The 16,111-nt window shown below is 64.4% G+C and carries 12 protein-coding genes; 11 read left to right on the forward strand and 1 reads right to left on the reverse strand.

Annotation, left to right across the window (positions count from 1 at the left end; genetic code table 11):
• Nucleotides 1–210 precede the first annotated feature (210 nt).
• The 5 genes from hrpA to KUW00_RS13480 all read left to right on the forward strand — a co-directional run bounded on the left by hrpA (nt 211) and on the right by KUW00_RS13480 (nt 8,002).
• Nucleotides 211–4,149 (forward strand): ATP-dependent RNA helicase HrpA, encoded by a 3,939-nt coding sequence (gene hrpA, locus KUW00_RS13460; RefSeq protein WP_409996294.1) that lies wholly within the window; start codon nt 211–213, stop codon nt 4,147–4,149.
• 92 nt (nt 4,150–4,241) lie between these two features.
• Nucleotides 4,242–5,369 (forward strand): beta-ketoacyl-ACP synthase III, encoded by a 1,128-nt coding sequence (locus tag KUW00_RS13465; RefSeq protein WP_045993224.1) that lies wholly within the window; start codon nt 4,242–4,244, stop codon nt 5,367–5,369.
• A gap of 160 nt (nt 5,370–5,529) precedes the next feature.
• Nucleotides 5,530–6,300, forward strand: a complete 771-nt coding sequence (locus KUW00_RS13470; RefSeq protein ID WP_045993225.1) for a VacJ family lipoprotein — start codon at nt 5,530–5,532, stop codon at nt 6,298–6,300.
• A 12-nt stretch (nt 6,301–6,312) separates the two neighbouring features.
• Nucleotides 6,313–7,506, forward strand: a complete 1,194-nt coding sequence (locus KUW00_RS13475; RefSeq protein WP_045993226.1) for a PP2C family protein-serine/threonine phosphatase — start codon at nt 6,313–6,315, stop codon at nt 7,504–7,506.
• Nucleotides 7,493–8,002 carry an STAS domain-containing protein gene (locus KUW00_RS13480; RefSeq protein WP_222569308.1) on the forward strand — a complete coding sequence of 170 codons (510 nt, stop codon included), beginning with the start codon at nt 7,493–7,495 and terminating at the stop codon, nt 8,000–8,002. The genes KUW00_RS13475 and KUW00_RS13480 overlap by 14 nt, the downstream gene beginning before the upstream one ends.
• 210 nt (nt 8,003–8,212) lie before the next feature.
• Here the strand turns inward: KUW00_RS13480 and tal are convergent, their stop codons facing one another.
• A complete protein-coding gene (gene tal / locus KUW00_RS13485) occupies nt 8,213–9,151 on the reverse strand; it encodes a transaldolase (RefSeq protein WP_045993228.1) in 939 nt (312 codons plus the stop codon).
• A gap of 132 nt (nt 9,152–9,283) precedes the next feature.
• Between tal and KUW00_RS13490 the strand changes: the two genes are divergently transcribed.
• The 6 genes from KUW00_RS13490 to pstB all read left to right on the forward strand — a co-directional run bounded on the left by KUW00_RS13490 (nt 9,284) and on the right by pstB (nt 16,003).
• Complete coding sequence (locus tag KUW00_RS13490) at nt 9,284–10,483, forward strand: Bcr/CflA family multidrug efflux MFS transporter (protein WP_045993229.1); 1,200 nt, start codon at nt 9,284–9,286, stop codon at nt 10,481–10,483.
• The gene (locus tag KUW00_RS13495; protein ID WP_315901145.1) at nt 10,480–11,250 is read left to right on the forward strand and encodes a sulfite exporter TauE/SafE family protein; all 771 of its coding nucleotides are present in this window, start codon (nt 10,480–10,482) and stop codon (nt 11,248–11,250) included. Before KUW00_RS13490 ends, KUW00_RS13495 begins: the two co-directional genes overlap by 4 nt.
• Nucleotides 11,251–11,568: 318 nt before the next feature.
• Nucleotides 11,569–12,582 carry a substrate-binding domain-containing protein gene (locus KUW00_RS13500; RefSeq protein WP_108132630.1) on the forward strand — a complete coding sequence of 338 codons (1,014 nt, stop codon included), beginning with the start codon at nt 11,569–11,571 and terminating at the stop codon, nt 12,580–12,582.
• A 106-nt stretch (nt 12,583–12,688) separates the two neighbouring features.
• A complete protein-coding gene (gene pstC, locus KUW00_RS13505; protein WP_108132631.1) occupies nt 12,689–13,945 on the forward strand; it encodes a phosphate ABC transporter permease subunit PstC in 1,257 nt (418 codons plus the stop codon).
• Between the two features lie 18 nt (nt 13,946–13,963).
• A complete protein-coding gene (gene pstA / locus KUW00_RS13510) occupies nt 13,964–15,130 on the forward strand; it encodes a phosphate ABC transporter permease PstA (RefSeq protein ID WP_108132632.1) in 1,167 nt (388 codons plus the stop codon).
• 63 nt (nt 15,131–15,193) lie between these two features.
• On the forward strand, nt 15,194–16,003 hold the full coding sequence (pstB, locus tag KUW00_RS13515; protein ID WP_045993272.1) for a phosphate ABC transporter ATP-binding protein PstB: 810 nt from the start codon (nt 15,194–15,196) through the stop codon (nt 16,001–16,003).
• Nucleotides 16,004–16,111: the final 108 nt, after the last annotated feature.

The following is a 16,111-nucleotide window of genomic DNA, read 5'->3' on the forward strand; positions in this document are numbered from 1 at the left end:
GGGCCGGCGATTGGCCCTTGCCTTGGCTGCGGCGTTACAATAGCGCCCTTTGCGTTGCGGGAGCCTTCCCGCCCCGCGTCCGTGCGACGCGGCGCCCATGATCCACCCGGAGCCTTCGACCCCAACGTGAGTAGTTCTACGCCCACCGCCCAGCAAAACGCCGACGACGCCTCTCGCCTGAAGTCTCTGACCGAAGGACTGGAACAGGTGATGCTTCGCGATCGCCCGACGCTGGCCAAGCGTCTGGCCGGTCTCGAGCGTCGTCGACGCGACGGCAAGCCCATCGACCGGGGACTCAAGGAGGTCGAGCACCACTGGCAGCGCTCCCGTCAGACCCTGGCCTCGCGCCAGGCGCGCCCGGTCGCGCTCGACTATCCCGAGCAGCTCCCGGTGGCGGCACGGCGTGCCGATATCCTCAAGGCACTGGAGTCCCATCAGGTGGTGGTGGTGGCCGGCGAAACCGGCTCCGGCAAGACCACCCAGCTGCCCAAGCTGTGTCTGGAGCTGGGGCTTGGCCGTCGCGGGCTGATCGGCCACACCCAGCCGCGGCGCCTGGCGGCGCGCTCGGTGGCGACCCGCCTGGCAGAAGAACTGCAGGTGCCGCTGGGCGAGCAGGTGGGTTATCAGGTCCGCTTCACCGACCAGACCAACGACGACACCCTGGTCAAGCTGATGACCGACGGCATCCTGCTGGCGGAGACCCGCCAGGATCCGGACCTGCGCCGCTATGACACCCTGATCATCGACGAGGCCCATGAACGCAGCCTCAATATCGATTTCCTGCTCGGTTACCTCAAGCGCCTGCTCGATCGCCGCCCCGACCTCAAGGTCATCATCACCTCCGCCACCATCGATGTGGAACGCTTCAGTCAGCACTTTGCCAGCCGAGACCAGGACGGTGTCGTGCGCCCTGCTCCGGTGGTGGAGGTCTCGGGTCGTACCTACCCGGTGGAGGTGCGTTATCGTCCGCTGATCCGCGACGAAGATGACGAGGAAGACCGCACCCTCAGCGAGGGTATCCTTCACGCGGTGGAGGAAATCGAGACCATCGAGCGCGAAAAGCGCTGGTTCCATGGTCCCCGCGATATTCTGGTGTTTCTGCCCGGTGAGCGTGAGATCCGCGAGACCGCCGACGTGCTCCGGCGCGCCGATCTCAAGAGCACCGAGATACTGCCGCTCTACGCCAGGCTTTCTAACGCCGAGCAGAACCGCGTGTTTGCTCCCCACAGTGGGCGGCGCATCGTGCTCGCCACCAACGTGGCCGAGACCTCGCTGACGGTGCCGGGTATCCGCTACGTGATCGACCCGGGGCTGGTGCGCATCAGTCGCTACAGCTATCGCGCCAAGATTCAGCGCCTGCCGGTGGAGGCGGTCAGCCAGGCCAGCGCCAATCAGCGCAAGGGCCGCTGCGGCCGGGTGGCGGAAGGCGTGTGCATCCGTCTGTACGACGAAGACGACTTCCTGGCGCGCCCTGAGTTTACCGATCCGGAGATCCGGCGCACCAACCTGGCCTCGGTGATCCTGTCGATGCTGTCGCTGAAACTGGGCGACATCCAGGACTTCCCTTTCGTCGATCCACCTGACTCGCGCTTCGTCACCGATGGCTTCAAGTTGCTCTATGAGCTGGGTGCGGTCGACGACAACAGCCGCCTGACGACATTGGGGCGACGGCTGGCGCGGCTACCCATCGATCCGCGCCTGGCCCGCATGGTGCTGGCCGGGGTAGAGCAGCAGAGCCTGCGCGAGGTGCTGATCGTGGTCTCGGCGCTGGCGGTGCAGGACCCGCGTGATCGACCCTCCGACAAGCGCGAAGCCGCCGATCAGGCCCACCGCCGCTGGCAGGATCCGGATTCCGACTTCGTGGCGCTGCTCAATCTGTGGCACGGCTTCGAAGCCGCCCGAGAGGAACTCTCGGGCAACCGGCTGCGTCGCTGGTGTCGCGATAATTTCTTGAATTACCTGCGCCTGCGCGAGTGGCACGATACCTTCCGCCAGTTGCGTCAGCTGCTCAAGGACATGGATATCCAGGTGCCGTCGGCCAGGCCCGCCATCGCCGCCGAAGGTGAAGATGACGACGGTCAGGCCAAGGAGCGAAAGCGTCAGCAGACGGTGGCCATGCACAAGGCGCTGTTGACCGGCCTGTTGAGCCACCTGGGCACCCTGACCGAGAACCGCGAGTACCTAGGGGCACGCAATCGCAAGTTCATGATTCATCCGGCATCGGGGCTTTCGAAGAAGTCGCCGAAGTGGGTCATGGCGATGGAGCTGGTCGAGACCTCGAAGCTGTTCGCGCGCAGCGTGGCCAAGGTAGAGCCACAGTGGATCGAGCCTCTGGCGGGCCATCTGGTCAAGCGCAGCTACAGCGAGCCCCATTGGGAGATGAAGCGGGCCCAGGTGGTGGCCTTCGAGCAGGTCACCCTGTTCGGGCTGCCGATCGTGGCCCGGCGCAAGGTCCACTATGGCCCCATCGCCCCGGTCGAAAGCCGTGAGCTGTTCATCCGCCGGGCGCTGGTGGAAGGCGAGTTTCGCACCAAGGGCGAGTTCTTCGCCCACAACCGGGCGCTGATCGACGAGGTCGAGGACCTCGAGGATCGCGCACGGCGGCGCGACATTCTGGTGGACGAGGAGCAGCTGTTCGACTTCTACGACGCTCGCCTGCCTGAGGATATCGTCAACGGCAAGGGCTTCGAAGCCTGGCGACGCAAGGCCGAGCGCAGTGACCCTGAGCTTCTCAAGTTCGACCGTCAGGCGCTGCTGGCACGGGAGGCGGATGACGTCACCGGTGACGCCTATCCTGACGAGCTGTCGATCGACGGTGTGCGCTATCCGCTGGCCTATCACTTCGCGCCGGGGGCCGAGGATGACGGTGTGACCATGACGGTGCCGGCGGCGATGCTGTCTCAGCTGTCGTCGTCTCGTCTCGAGTGGCTGGTGCCGGGATTGCTCCGGGACAAGTGCATCGCCCTGTTGAAGTCGCTGCCCAAGTCGATACGCCGACAGGTGGTGCCGATCCCCGACTGGGTCGACGCAGCGCTGGAGGCACTGGTGCCCGGGGACGGTAGCCTGACCGAGGCGCTCGGTGAATTTCTGCGGGTCAAGACCGGGTTGCGCCTGTCGCCGGACGACTGGCGCCTCGATCAGCTCGAGCCCCATCTGGTGATGAACCTCAAGGTGGTCGACCACAGCGGCAAGGTGCTGGGCCAGGGCCGTGACCTGCGGGCGCTGGAGCGGCGTTTCGAGGCTGCCGCCAGTCAGGGTGCCCGGGCGCTGGCCAAGAGCGTGGAGAGCCAGTCCGAGCTGTCGGGCTTCCCCGAGCAGGCATTGCCGGAGTCGCGGGTGACCTCCCAGGCCGGGATTCGCGTCGAGGCATTCCCGGCGCTGGTGCCTTCGTCGAGCGGGCTCACTCTCGAGCTGTTTGATCATCCGGCCAAGGCCCATGAAGCGCATCGCCGCGGGGTGGTCAAGGCGGCGATGGAACGCCTGCCAGATCAAGTGAAGGCCATCGAGCGTACCCAGGGACTGTCGACCTGTGCTCTATTGTTCGCCAAGGTAGGCAGCAAGCGTGCACTGACCGAAGATGTGGTGACGGCCGTCTTCCGGCAGGTCGTGGCGGTGGACCCGCTGCCGCGAAGTGCCGAGGCCCTGGAACAACGCATTCAGGCGGTTCGCCAGGATATCGTTCCCCATGCCGACAAGCTGGTGGCGGTGCTCAAGCCGGCACTGGAAGGCCACCTGGCGGTGACAAAGGCGTTGAAGGGTAACCTGAGCCTGTCGCTGGCGCTGGTATACAGTGACCTCAAGGCACAGATGCAGCGGCTGGTGTACCCGGGGTTCGTGACCGACGCCGGTGCCTGGCTCGAGGCTTATCCGCGCTACATGGAGGCCGCCCAGGTGCGCCTGGAGAAGGCCCCGCGCGAGCGCATGCGCGACCAGATGCTGATGCAGACGGTGCAGGACTTCGAGACGCGCCTCGAGACGCGTCGACAGGCCGAGCACCGAGGCGGCGTCGAAGATCCATCGCTGGTGGAGTTTCGCTGGTGGATCGAGGAGTTGCGGGTATCGCTGTTTGCGCAGCAGCTGGGTACCGCCATGCCGGTATCGGAGAAGCGCCTGGAGAAACGCTGGGCGGAATTGACCGGGCGGGGGTAAGGCCCCCGCGCCAAAGATGACGAAAGTGAGTGGCCGCCCCGGGCGGTCGCGATCGACCGGCGGCACCGAGGTGCCGCATGAAGGAGAAGGGCATGACCCCAGCGAAGGTGCTTATTACCGGCAGCGGCCTTTATACCCCGGCCAACGCCATCGACAACGACGCCCTGGTGGCGTCGTACAACGCCTGGGTGGATGCCGAGAATGCCCGCCACCGCGAGGCGATCGAGGCCGGGGAACGTGACGCCCTGGCGCATTCCAGCAGTGAATTCATCGTCAAGGCCTCGGGTATCCACAGCCGCTACGTGCTGGACGCCGAGGGTATCCTTGATCCTGAGCGCATGCGCCCGAAGCTCGACGAGCGCGACAACGACAGCCCCGGCATCCAGTGCGAGATGGCGCTGGCCGCCTCGCACGAGGCGCTGGCCGCAGCCGGGGTCGAGGCCGCCGACATCGACCTGGTGATCGTGGCCTGCTCGAATCTGGAGCGCCCCTATCCGGCGGTGGCGGTGGAGTTGCAGCGTGCGCTGGGCACCGGGGGCTACGCCTTCGACATGAACGTGGCCTGTTCCTCGGCCACCTTCGCCATCGACAACGCCGCCAATGCCATCCGCTCCGGCGGCGTGCGCCGCGCCCTGGTGGTCAACCCCGAGGTGTGTTCGGCACACCTGAACTTCCGCGACCGTGACAGCCACTTCATCTTTGGCGACGCCTGTACCGCCCTGGTGCTGGAAAGCGACCAGGTGGCGACAGCCGAGACACGGTTCGAGGTGCTCGGGACCCGATTGGTGACGCAGTTTTCCAACGCCATTCGCAACAATGCGGGCTTTCTCAACCGCGTCACCGACGCCGACCCCCAGGCAGCCGACAAGCTGTTCGTGCAGGAAGGCCGCAGGGTCTTCAAGGAAGTCTGCCCGATGGTGGCACAGTTGATCCGTGACCACCTGGAGAGCCTGGATATCGCGCCTGGTACGCTGTCGCGGCTATGGCTGCATCAGGCCAATCGACACATGAACGATCTTATCGCACGACGGGTGCTGGGCCAGGAGCCTGCTCCGGATCAAGCGCCGATTATTCTTGACCGTTACGCTAATACAAGTTCTGCCGGTTCGATCATCGCGTTCCATCTGCATCATCAAGACCTGGAACCGGGCGCTACCGGGGTGGTGTGTTCCTTCGGCGCGGGCTACAGTGCGGGCTGCGTGGTGATTCGCAGGGACTGAGGCCGACCCTCCGGGGAACCGACAGCTGACTCGTCGGCGGAACCAGACGACTGCCGTACGCAGAGGCGTCGTCGCTGACGCTACCCGGAGTCCAACCCCGGACAACAGCGCCGATAGATTGACGATCGTGACAAGGACAGGCAAGGGAGGCAGTCGAACGATGAACGCGAACTACAGCGGTGCCCTGGGCAAGGGCATGCAGAGGGGTGTCCTGGTCATGGCCGTCGCCCTGGCGGCAAGTGGCTGCGCCAGCAGCGGCGTATCCAGCGAGCCCAATCCAGCGGACCCCTGGGAGGGCTTCAATCGCAGGGTCTTCGCCTTCAACGATGTGCTGGATCGCTATGCACTCAAGCCTGCCGCCCAGGGGTATCGCTACGTGACCCCGGACCCGCTCGAGCGCGGTGTCAGCAACTTCTTCGACAACCTCGGCGAAGTGCGCACGGTGTTCAACAGCCTGCTGCAGGGCAAGGGTGCCAATGCGGGCAACTCGAGCATGCGCTTTTTGATGAACACCACCTTCGGTCTGGGTGGTCTTCTGGATCCGGCGACCCATGCCGGCTTTATCGCCGACGAGGAAGACTTCGGCCAGACCCTGGCTGCCTGGGGCGTGGGCGAGGGGCCCTTCGTGGTGCTGCCGTTCCTCGGCCCCAGCACAGTGCGTGACACCAGCGCCTTGCCGGTCGACTGGTACACCTACCCGCTGACCTACGTCGAGGACGACACCGTGCGCTACTCGCTGCGTGGTCTCGAGCTGCTCGACGCGCGTGCCAGCCTTCTCGATCAGGAGGATCTGATTCGCGGTGATCGCTACAGCTTCATTCGTGACGCCTGGCTACAGCGTCGTCGTTTCGAGGTCACCGATGGTGAGCTTGGTGACGACAGCTTTATCGACGATGGCTTTGACTACGACGAAGATGCCTTCGCCGAGTAAGGTGGCATCTGCATGCAAGCAGCCAAACCTCTGATCGGGGTAATCGACCACCCGGGCGAGCACCGCGACGCCCTGGTGGACGCGATTGCTCGCGACGGACTTGCGGTCTTTGCCGCCGCCAGCGCCGATGAGCTTCCCGGCTCCACGGCGCTTGTGGTGGCACATTCGCTGGCGGTACCGAGTCGCGAGTGGATGGTGCTGGCCGAGCGCTGGCCCACCCTGGTGGTCAGCGAGGACCGGCGAGACGACGATCTGCTCAAGGCCGTTGACGCGGGCCTTGTCGACTACGTGATCGACCCCTTGCGCCATGCCCATCTGCTCAGGCGGATGATCCGGCGTGTGGTGGACGTCAATCGTCTGGCCCGGGAGCGTGAAGAGGATCGAGCGCGACTGGAAGAGCTCAACGAGAGCCTGGAGACCCACCTGGCGATGCTCCGGCTCGACCAGCAGGCCGGCGGCCAGATCCAGCGTCGCATGCTGCCGCCGAGGCCGCAGCAGCTGGGGGCAATCGGCTGTGACTACTGGCTTGCGCCCTCGTTGTATCTGTCAGGCGACTTTCTCGATATCCAGGCGTACAATGAGCGCTATACATTATTCTATTTCGCTGATGTGTCGGGCCACGGAGCCTCGTCCGCCTTCGTGACGGTGCTGCTCAAGTATCTGTTCAATCGCTGGCAAGGCGAGTGGGACGGTGAGGCACCCGAGGCATTGCCGCCGCGCTGGCTGTCCCAGTTGAATCGGGAGCTGCTGGACACGGGGATCGGCAAGCACGCCACCCTGTTCGTCGGCGTGATCGACCAGCAGAAGCGCTATCTGCACTATTCTCTCGGCGCGCAGCTGCCGATGCCACTGTTGAAGTCCGACGAGGGCGTCACCACGCTGGCGGGAGAGGGCATGCCGGTCGGGTTGTTTCCGGAGGTCAGTTATCCGGCACTGGGATGTGACTTGCCCGATGACTTTTCGCTCTGGCTCTGCTCCGATGGAGTGCTGGAGTGCTTGCCGGGGGACAGTCTCGAGGCGCGCCTTGACGATCTCAGGCAGCGGGTCGAAGACAGCGATTCCCTGGATACGATGCGTCGGGGGCTGGCCCTGGGGGCTCTCTCCAGCGATGAAGAAGCGCTGGAGGACCCCACCTCGGGGCGCGAAGAGCTGCCCGACGACTTGACGATCATGTTGGTGAGCGGGTTTGGCGATGAAAGTGCATGAAGGTCGACTGAAGGCGGCATTCGAGGCCGGTGTGTTCGTCCTGAAGCTATGTGGCGACGTGCGCCTGACCCTGTGTGCCACCCTGGATCTCCAGGCCCAGCAACTGGCCGACACGCCGGGACTCAAGGCGGTGATGATCGACCTGCGCGAGGCCAGCAACGTCGATTCCACGGCGCTTGGCTTCCTGGCCAAGGTGGCCATAGCGCTGCGCGGCAAGCTCGAGCAGGCGCCGACCATCGTGGCCGACAATCCCGACGTCAAGCGGATGCTCGAGGTGATGGGCTTTGGCGCTTTCTTTACCTTGCTGGAGCGTCCCATCGCCGAGGTCGACGACTTCGAGGAGCTCCCCGAAGTGCCCGCCGATGAAGAGGGGCTGCGGGAGCGCATCCTCGAAGCGCATCGTATCCTGATGCGCATGAACGAGCATAACCACGAACAGTTCCAGTCGCTGGTCGAGATGCTCGAGGCCCAGAACGACGCTTCGCACAAGGCCTGATCCTGCCCTTGCCGGGCCTGACGTCGACGCGCCGAAGGCGTGTTCAGCAGAAGGCGCCGAAGGCGTAGAAAATGGCGAACTCCGAAAGCGGAAAGCGGTGTCAGATCGCAGCAAGCTGGCAACCGCATAATGCAAGAGGGCGATCCATGGATCGCCCTCTTGATCATCTGCAGCCAGGCCCAGCAAGGCTTGCCGGTGGTGCGCTCGTTATCATCCCTGGCGCAGTTCGGTCAGCAGGGTTTCCAGCTTGCGCTGATCGGCCATGAACTTGCGGATGCCTTCGGCCAGTTTTTCGGTGGCCATGGCGTCTTCGTTCATGGCCCAGCGGAAGTCGTCTTCGGTCTGGGGCTCCGGTGCGCTGGTCTCGGCGTCGCTGCGCACGAGGCGGCGTTCGAGAGCGCCTTGCTGACCGTGCAATTCCTCGAGCAGTGCCGGCGAGATGGTCAGACGGTCGCAGCCGGCCAGCGCCTTGACCTCGTCGGTGTTGCGGAAGCTCGCGCCCATCACGATGGTCGAGTAGCCGTGGCCCTTGTAGTGGTCGTAGATGCGCTTGACCGATTGCACGCCGGGATCGTTGTCGCCGCTGAAGTCGGCCTCCGGCTGCTGGGCCTTGTGCCAGTCGAGGATGCGGCCGACGAAGGGCGAGATCAGCGTGACCCCGGCATCGGCGCAGGCCTGGGCCTGGGCGAAGCTGAACAGCAGCGTCAGATTGGTGCGGATGCCTTCTCGCTCCAGCGTCTTGGCGGCACGAATGCCTTCCCAGGTGGACGCCACCTTGATCAGGATGCGCTCGGCGCCGACGCCTTTGCGGGCATAGCGCTCGATCAGTGAATGGGCGCGGGCCAGGGTACCTTCGGTATCGAACGATAGCCGTGCGCTGACCTCGGTCGACACATAGCCAGGCACCAGCTCGCTGATCTCGCTGCCGATGTCCACCGCCACGGCATCGAGGGCGTCATCGATGTCGTTGGCCTCCTTGGCAATGGCGGCCAGGCGGGCGCGACGATCGGCGTGGCTGGCGGCCTGCAGGATCAGCGACGGGTTGGTGGTGGCGTCGGTGGGCTGGAAGCGACGAATGGCGTCCAGGTCGCCGGTGTCGGCGACCACCGTGGTCATCGCCTTCAGTTGGGTCAGCAGATCGTCTGCCATGTGGCAATCTCCGTAGTTAGGCGGTGGTGAGCTGGACCTACTGTACCAAGGCGTCGATGTGGACAACAGCCGCAGCGGCGTCACGATCAACCCGATGACAATTTTTCAAACCTTGTTCTTCATGGAGCGCCTGTGTCCCTGAATGCCCGGCGTGTCGCCCTGCTGGTGGCCGCCAATACCGCCCTTGCCCCCTTCGCCATCGACGCCTATCTGCCGGCCATGCCGGCGCTGGCCGAGTCGGTGGGGGCCAGTGTTCATCACACCGAGCTTTCACTCAGCGTGTTCATGGTCGGCTTTGCCGTGGGCCAGCTCACTTGCGGGCCGCTTTCCGACCGCATCGGACGCAAGCCGGTGCTGCTGGCCGGACAGATCCTGTTCTTGATCGCCAGTCTGGTGATCGTCAGCGTCGATTCGTTGACGGAGCTTCTGGTCTGGCGCTTTGTCCAGGCGCTCGGCGGCGGCGCCTGCGTGGTCAATTCCGCAGCCATCGTGCGCGACTGTTTCAGTGGTCGCGAGGCGGCCAAGGTCATGTCGACCATGGCGATGATCCTGATGCTGGCGCCGCTGGTGGCGCCGATGGTCGGCAGCCTGCTGCTGTACCTGGCCGACTGGTGGCTGATCTTCGTCTTCCTGGCGGTCTATGCCGCCTTCCTGATGTGGCTGCTCGGGGCCTTTCTGCCGGAGACCCGGCCTGCAGGGGCACCGGTGGCCTCGCCTCGTCAGGTGCTGCGCAACTACGCAAGTGTGCTGACCGACCGTCAGGCCATGGGCTACATCCTGGCGGTGGCGGCTTCCTTCGCCGGCATCTTTGCCTTCGTCACCTCGTCGCCGTTTCTCTACATGCAGCACTACGGGCTGTCGCCGGCAGCCTATCCCTTCGTCTTTGGTGCCAATGTGGTGGTGATGGCGCTGTCCAACCGGGTCAATATTCGCCTGCTGCGTCGGCGTACACCCCAGCAGAACCTGCGCCTTGGTCTCGCCATTCAGCTGGTCGCCGCCGGCGGCCTGCTGGTGGTAGTGGCCACGGGGACGGACTCGCTGTTCACGGTGGTGCCTCTGGTGATGGCGTTTCTGGGCGTGGTGGGGCTGATCTCGCCCAACGCCATTTCATCGCTGCTGGAGCGGTTCAGTCATATGAGCGCTACCGCCACGGCGCTGCTCGGCAGTATCCAGTTCAGCAGTGCAGCACTGTCCGGTGCCCTGGTCACCGCCTTTGAAATCGACTCTGCCTGGCCCATGGTGATCGCCATGGTCACGGTGGCGTTGATCGGCAACGTCGGCCTGCGCGTGCTCGCCGGACGTCCGCCTCGGGTCGAGGAGGCGGCGTCATGATGGCGTCGTTGCTGGCCGCAGTGCAGGACTACGCAAGGGAGTGGTGGGTGCTCAGCGAGCTGACCCTCGGCTCGTGGCTGTGGGTGGGGGCAGTACTGGCGTTGGGGACCTTCGTCCAGCGTACCACCGGCTTCGGCATGGCGGTGGTGGGGGCGCCACTGATCCTGTTGAAGGCGCCGTCCCTGGTGCCGGTGGTGCTGGTGGTCTACGGCTTTCTGGTGTCCTGTCTGGTGGTACGCCGCTATCGCCGGGAAGTCGCCATGACCGATATCTCCATGGCCCTGGTGGGCAAGGTGCCGGGAACCCTGCTCGGGGTCTGGCTGTTGCTGGTGGCACCCATGGCGACGCTGGAGGTGATGATCGCCAGCATCGTGCTGTTTGCGGTGGTGGTGACGCTGTTCAAGCTGCGCCTGCCGGTCAACCGCTCGTCACTGTTTGGTGCTGGTTTTCTGTCGGGAGTGTTCGGTGCCGTGGCGGCGATCGGCGGACCGCCCATCGTGCTGCTGATGCACGGCATGCCGATGGACCGCCTGCGGGGCAACCTGGCGGCGTTCTTTCTTATCTCGTCGTTGATGACCCTGGCGAGCCTGGCGGCCGTGGGCAGGGTGCCTCTGTGGCTGTTGGGCGTGAGCCTCAGTTTCATGCCCATGGTGGTGGCGGGCCACGCCCTGGGGGCGGTGCTGGCGCCGAAGTTGCCTCGGCGACTGTTGCAGGCGGCGTCCTTGACCCTGTGCGCCGCGGCGGCATTGGGGCTATTGATCAGCTGACCCGGTTGTTTCATGTCGTCGCTATCGCAGCGACACCAGATTGGCCGTCCGGCGCAAAGCCGGGCGGCATTTTTTTGCGGCAGCTTCTTTTGTGTCCGCTAAGGTTGCCGTCGGCTGTAAAAGCGTGGCGATGACCGGGGTCGCGGTGACAGGGCCGTGACGCTGTCATGACATGGCCGGGCAGGAGGAGGGGCAGGGGGGAAACGTAAGAGGTATCGGGAAGGCGTCAACCGGAGTGCACTGTCATGAAGCTGTCATTTTTCTGCGGCATTGTGTGTTTCGCGAAGGTTGACCATCTCATCATCAGGAGCTTTCTCCATGAACCGCATCCTCAAGACCACCGCTATCGCCGCCGCCGTCATGGGCGTGGTGGGTGTCGCTCAAGCCCGCGATCAAGTCCGTATCGTTGGTTCCAGCACCGTCTACCCGTTCTCGAGCTACGTGGCCGAAGAGTTCGGTGCCACCACCGACTTCCCGACGCCGGTCATCGAGTCCACCGGTTCCGGTGGCGGCATGAAGCTGTTCTGCTCCGGTCTGGGTGACGATACCCCGGACATCACCAACGCCTCGCGTCGCATGAAGACTTCCGAGTTCGAGACCTGTGAAGCCAACGGCGTGACCGACATCACCGAAGCCTTCATCGGCTATGACGGCATCGCCTTCGCCCAGTCCGGCGACAACGAGGCGATGGACGTCACCCGCGAGCAGATATTCCTGGCGCTGGCCGCCAAGGTGCCGGTCGATGGTGAGCTGGTCGACAACCCCTACACCAAGTGGAGCGACATCGATTCCTCGCTGCCGGATCGCGAGATCGCCGTCTATGGACCGCCCACCACCTCCGGTACCCGTGATGCCTTCGCTGAGCTCGTGATGGAAGCCGTTTCCGAGGACATGGAGGCCTACGGCGGTGAAGGTTACACCGACGTGCGCGCCGACGGTGCCTTCATCGACGCCGGCGAGAACGACAACCTGATCGTTCAGCGTCTGGCCGAGAACACCGATGCCTTCGGCATCTTCGGCTACTCCTTCCTGGAAGAGAATTCCGACACCCTGATCGGCTCCAGCATCGACGGCGTCGAGCCGACTCCGGACGCCATCGGCAGCGGTGAGTACCCGGTGTCTCGCTCCATGTTCTTCTACGTGAAGAACCAGCACGCCGAAGACGTACCGGCCATGTACGAGTACGCCAACATGTTCATGAGCGAGCAGATGGTCGGTGACCTCGGCTACCTCAAGGGCATCGGCCTGATCCCGGCGCCGGAAGACGAGCGCGCCGAGGCTCGCAGTGCCGTCGAGAACCACGAGACCCTCGAGCTGGCCGACCTGAAGTAAGGGACACGGTCCTGATCACGCCGGCCGGCATCCTGCAACGGGTGTCGGCCGGTACACGTTCCGGCAAGCCCATGCTTGCTTGAGCACAGAACCCCGAGAGACACCCATGCAGACCAATCAACTCCTGGCGATGTTCAGCGGCTCGCTGCTTCTGCTCGGTCTGATCGCCTTCTTCCTGGCCCGCGGCAAGGCCGCCAGAGTCCGAGCCTCCGGCACCTCCATGTACGCCCAGCCCGATCAGTACGGCTGGTTCACCGTCATGTCCACGGCGGGTCCGGCGCTGGTGGTCGGTGCCGTGGGTAGCTTCATCATGCTGCTCGTGGGTGCCGAGATTCCGCCGCTGCTGCTGCTGGCCAGTTGCCTGGTCATCGCCTGCATCGGCCTGGTGCTGGGCGTGGCGATGGTGCGTCCCGACTTCCACGCGCGTCAGGCGATCGAGCGGGTCATCCGCTTCTTTCTCGCCGGCGCGGCTCTGATCTCCATCTTCACCACCCTGGGGATCCTGCTGTCCATCGTCTTCGAGGCGATCCGTTTCTTCCAGATGCAGAGCTTCTGGGACTTTATCACCGGCACCACCTGGAACCCGGGTGCCAGCTTCCTCGAGGCCGCCGGTCGCGCCGAGGAAGGGGCCAGTGCCGCCAAGTTCGGTTCGGTGCCGCTGTTCGCCGGTACCTTCATGATCACCTTCATCGCCATGCTGGTGGCGATTCCGATCGGTCTGCTGGCGGCCATCTACATGGCCGAGTTCGCGCCGCCCAAGGTGCGTACCATCGCCAAGCCGGTGCTCGAGGTGCTGGCCGGCATTCCGACCGTGGTCTACGGCTTCTTCGCCGCCATCACGGTGGCGCCGATCATCGTTGCCGTGGCCGGGTTCTTCGGTCTCGAGGCCTCGTTCAACAACGCCCTGGCCCCGGGCATCGTCATGGGCATCATGATCATTCCGTTCATCTCCTCGCTGTCCGATGACGTCATCAACTCGGTGCCCAACAGCATGCGCGAAGGCTCGCTGGCGCTGGGCCTGACCAAGGGCGAGATGATTCGCGACATCGTGGTGCCGGCAGCCCTGCCGGGCATCATCTCGGCCTCGCTGCTGGCGGTGTCCCGGGCGCTGGGCGAGACCATGATCGTGGTGATGGCGGCAGGCATGCGCCCCAACCTGACCTTCAATCCGCTGGAAGACATGACCACCGTGACCGTGCGCATCGTCGCCGCGCTGACCGGTGACCAGGAATTCGCCAGTGCCGAGACGCTGTCGGCGTTCGCACTTGGACTGATGCTGTTCGTGGTGACCCTGAGCCTGAATCTGGTGTCGGTGATCATGATCCGTCGCTTCCGCGAAAAGTATCGCGTCAACAACCTGTAAGCCGTGGAGCCAAAGCCAATGAGACAATCCTTCGATGACATCAGCGCCCAGCTCCGCGCTCGCCACCGCAGGTCGGCCCGACTGAAGTGGGCGTCCATGGGAGCGCTCGGTCTTGCCGGCCTGTTCCTGGTGCTGTTCTTTGCCGACATGCTGGTCAAGGGGCTGCCGGCCTTCCAGCAGGCCCAGATCCAGGTCGAGGTGGACTACTCCGAGCAGGCCAGCCAGATTCCCCTGGCGGCGGTTCAGGAAGACGTCCGCCCGCTGGTCAGTCGCGGCTATCTGCGCCTGATTCCGGGTCGCATGGAAGACAACCCGGACCTGCTCGGTACCTCCCGCATGGAGTGGGTGCTGGCCGACGGCCAGGTGGACCAGTACCTCAAGGGCCACCACGCCAAGCTCAGCAACAAGGAAATGGCGGTGGTCGATCGGCTGAAAGAGGATGGGCGGGCCGAGCTGCGTTTCAACTCGACCTTCTTCTCCAGCGGTGACTCCAAGATGCCCGAGCTCGCCGGTATCGCTTCGGCGGCCATGGGCACCGTGCTGACCCTGCTGGTGACCCTGGCGGTAGCCTTTCCCATCGGCGTGATGACGGCGGTCTACCTGGAGGAGTTCGCGCCGGACAACCGCTTTACCCAGTTGATCGAGATCAACATCAACAACCTGGCGGCGATTCCCTCGATCCTGTTCGGTCTGCTGGGCCTGGCGATCTTCATCAACTTCTTCGGCGTGCCGCGCTCCTCCCCGGTGGTCGGTGGCCTGACCCTGGCGCTGATGACCCTGCCGGTGATCATCATCGCCACCCGGACCGCGCTTCGCAGCGTGCCCGACTCCATCCGTCATGCCGCCTTCGGCGTCGGCTGCTCACGCTGGCAGATGGTGCGCGACCATGTTTTGCCGGTGGCGCTGCCGGGCATCATGACCGGTTCGATCATCGGCCTGGCTCAGGCCATGGGCGAGACCGCTCCGTTGATCATCGTCGGCATGGTGGCCTTCATCCCCGATGTGACCAACTCCTTTACCGAGGCGGCCACCGTGCTGCCGGCACAGATATTCACCTGGGCGGGCGAGCCTGACCGGGCCTTCATCGAGAAGACGTCGGGCGGCATTCTGGTGCTGCTGTCGATCCTTATCACGCTCAACGCCACCGCGGTGGTGCTGCGCAAGAAATTCGAGCGGCGCTGGTAAACCGGCCCCCAAACAGGATACGTTGCCATGAACATGAAAGTTGCCCAGCGCGGAGATAGCGTGATGAAGCAGGACCAGCCCGGCCAGCCGGTCACTCGCAACGAGGATGCCAACCACGAGTTGAGCATTCGAGTGAACGACCTGAATCTTTGGTACGGAGACTTCCACGCGCTGAAGTCGATCGACATGGATCTGTACCAGAAGAACGTGACCGCCCTGATCGGCCCGTCCGGTTGCGGCAAGTCGACCTTCCTGCGTTGCCTGAATCGCATGAACGATCTGATCCCGAGCGTACGCGTCAAGGGCCTGATCGAGATGGATGGCCGCGACGTCTACGAGCCCAAGATGGACGAGGTCGCGCTGCGGCGTCGGGTCGGCATGGTGTTCCAGAAGCCGAACCCCTTCCCCAAGTCGATCTACGACAACATCGTCTATGCCCCGAAGATGCATGACCTGGTCAGCCGCAAGGCCGACCAGGACGAGTTGGTCGAGCGCGCCCTGCGTGACGCCGGCCTGTGGGAAGAGGTCAAGGACAAGCTGCACCAGCCCGGCACCTCGTTGTCCGGTGGCCAGCAGCAGCGTCTGTGCATCGCCCGTGCCATCGCGGTCCAGCCGGACGTGATCCTGATGGATGAGCCGACCTCGGCGCTGGACCCGATCTCCACCGCCACCATCGAAGACCTGATGGACAAGCTCAAGCAGCAGTACACCATCATCACGGTGACGCACAATATGCAGCAGGCGGCTCGTGTCGCCGACTACACGGCGTTCTTCCACCTAGGCGAGGTCATCGAGTACAACGACACCAAGACCATGTTCTCGACCCCGCATACCAAGAAGGCCGAGGACTACATCACCGGTCGTTACGGCTAGGCCGAGAAGCGCCGGTCAGCGTGGTAGCGTTCACTGCGGTAGCAAAGGGAGGCCTTCGGGCCTCCCTTTTTACTACCTGTGAACCGGGCCCAGGAACGGTGGTGGTCC

It is taken from the genome of Halomonas sp. DP5N14-9 (assembly GCF_019802175.1).
GTDB classification, from domain to species: Bacteria; Pseudomonadota; Gammaproteobacteria; order Pseudomonadales; family Halomonadaceae; genus Halomonas; species Halomonas litopenaei.

Bases quoted from the DNA above. Each gene is read 5' to 3' on its own strand.
- pstC (WP_108132631.1), top strand. From the start codon at position 12,689: ATGCAGACCAATCAACTCCTGGCGATGTTCAGCGGCTCGCTGCTTCTG.
- KUW00_RS13465 (WP_045993224.1), top strand. From the start codon at position 4,242: ATGACCCCAGCGAAGGTGCTTATTACCGGCAGCGGCCTTTATACCCCG.
- KUW00_RS13480 (WP_222569308.1), top strand. From the start codon at position 7,493: ATGAAAGTGCATGAAGGTCGACTGAAGGCGGCATTCGAGGCCGGTGTG.
- pstB (WP_045993272.1), top strand. From the start codon at position 15,194: ATGAAGCAGGACCAGCCCGGCCAGCCGGTCACTCGCAACGAGGATGCC.
- tal (WP_045993228.1), bottom strand. From the start codon at position 9,151: ATGGCAGACGATCTGCTGACCCAACTGAAGGCGATGACCACGGTGGTC.
- KUW00_RS13470 (WP_045993225.1), top strand. From the start codon at position 5,530: ATGAACGCGAACTACAGCGGTGCCCTGGGCAAGGGCATGCAGAGGGGT.
- pstA (WP_108132632.1), top strand. From the start codon at position 13,964: ATGAGACAATCCTTCGATGACATCAGCGCCCAGCTCCGCGCTCGCCAC.
- hrpA (WP_409996294.1), top strand. From the start codon at position 211: ATGCTTCGCGATCGCCCGACGCTGGCCAAGCGTCTGGCCGGTCTCGAG.
- KUW00_RS13500 (WP_108132630.1), top strand. From the start codon at position 11,569: ATGAACCGCATCCTCAAGACCACCGCTATCGCCGCCGCCGTCATGGGC.
- KUW00_RS13495 (WP_315901145.1), top strand. From the start codon at position 10,480: ATGATGGCGTCGTTGCTGGCCGCAGTGCAGGACTACGCAAGGGAGTGG.
- KUW00_RS13475 (WP_045993226.1), top strand. From the start codon at position 6,313: ATGCAAGCAGCCAAACCTCTGATCGGGGTAATCGACCACCCGGGCGAG.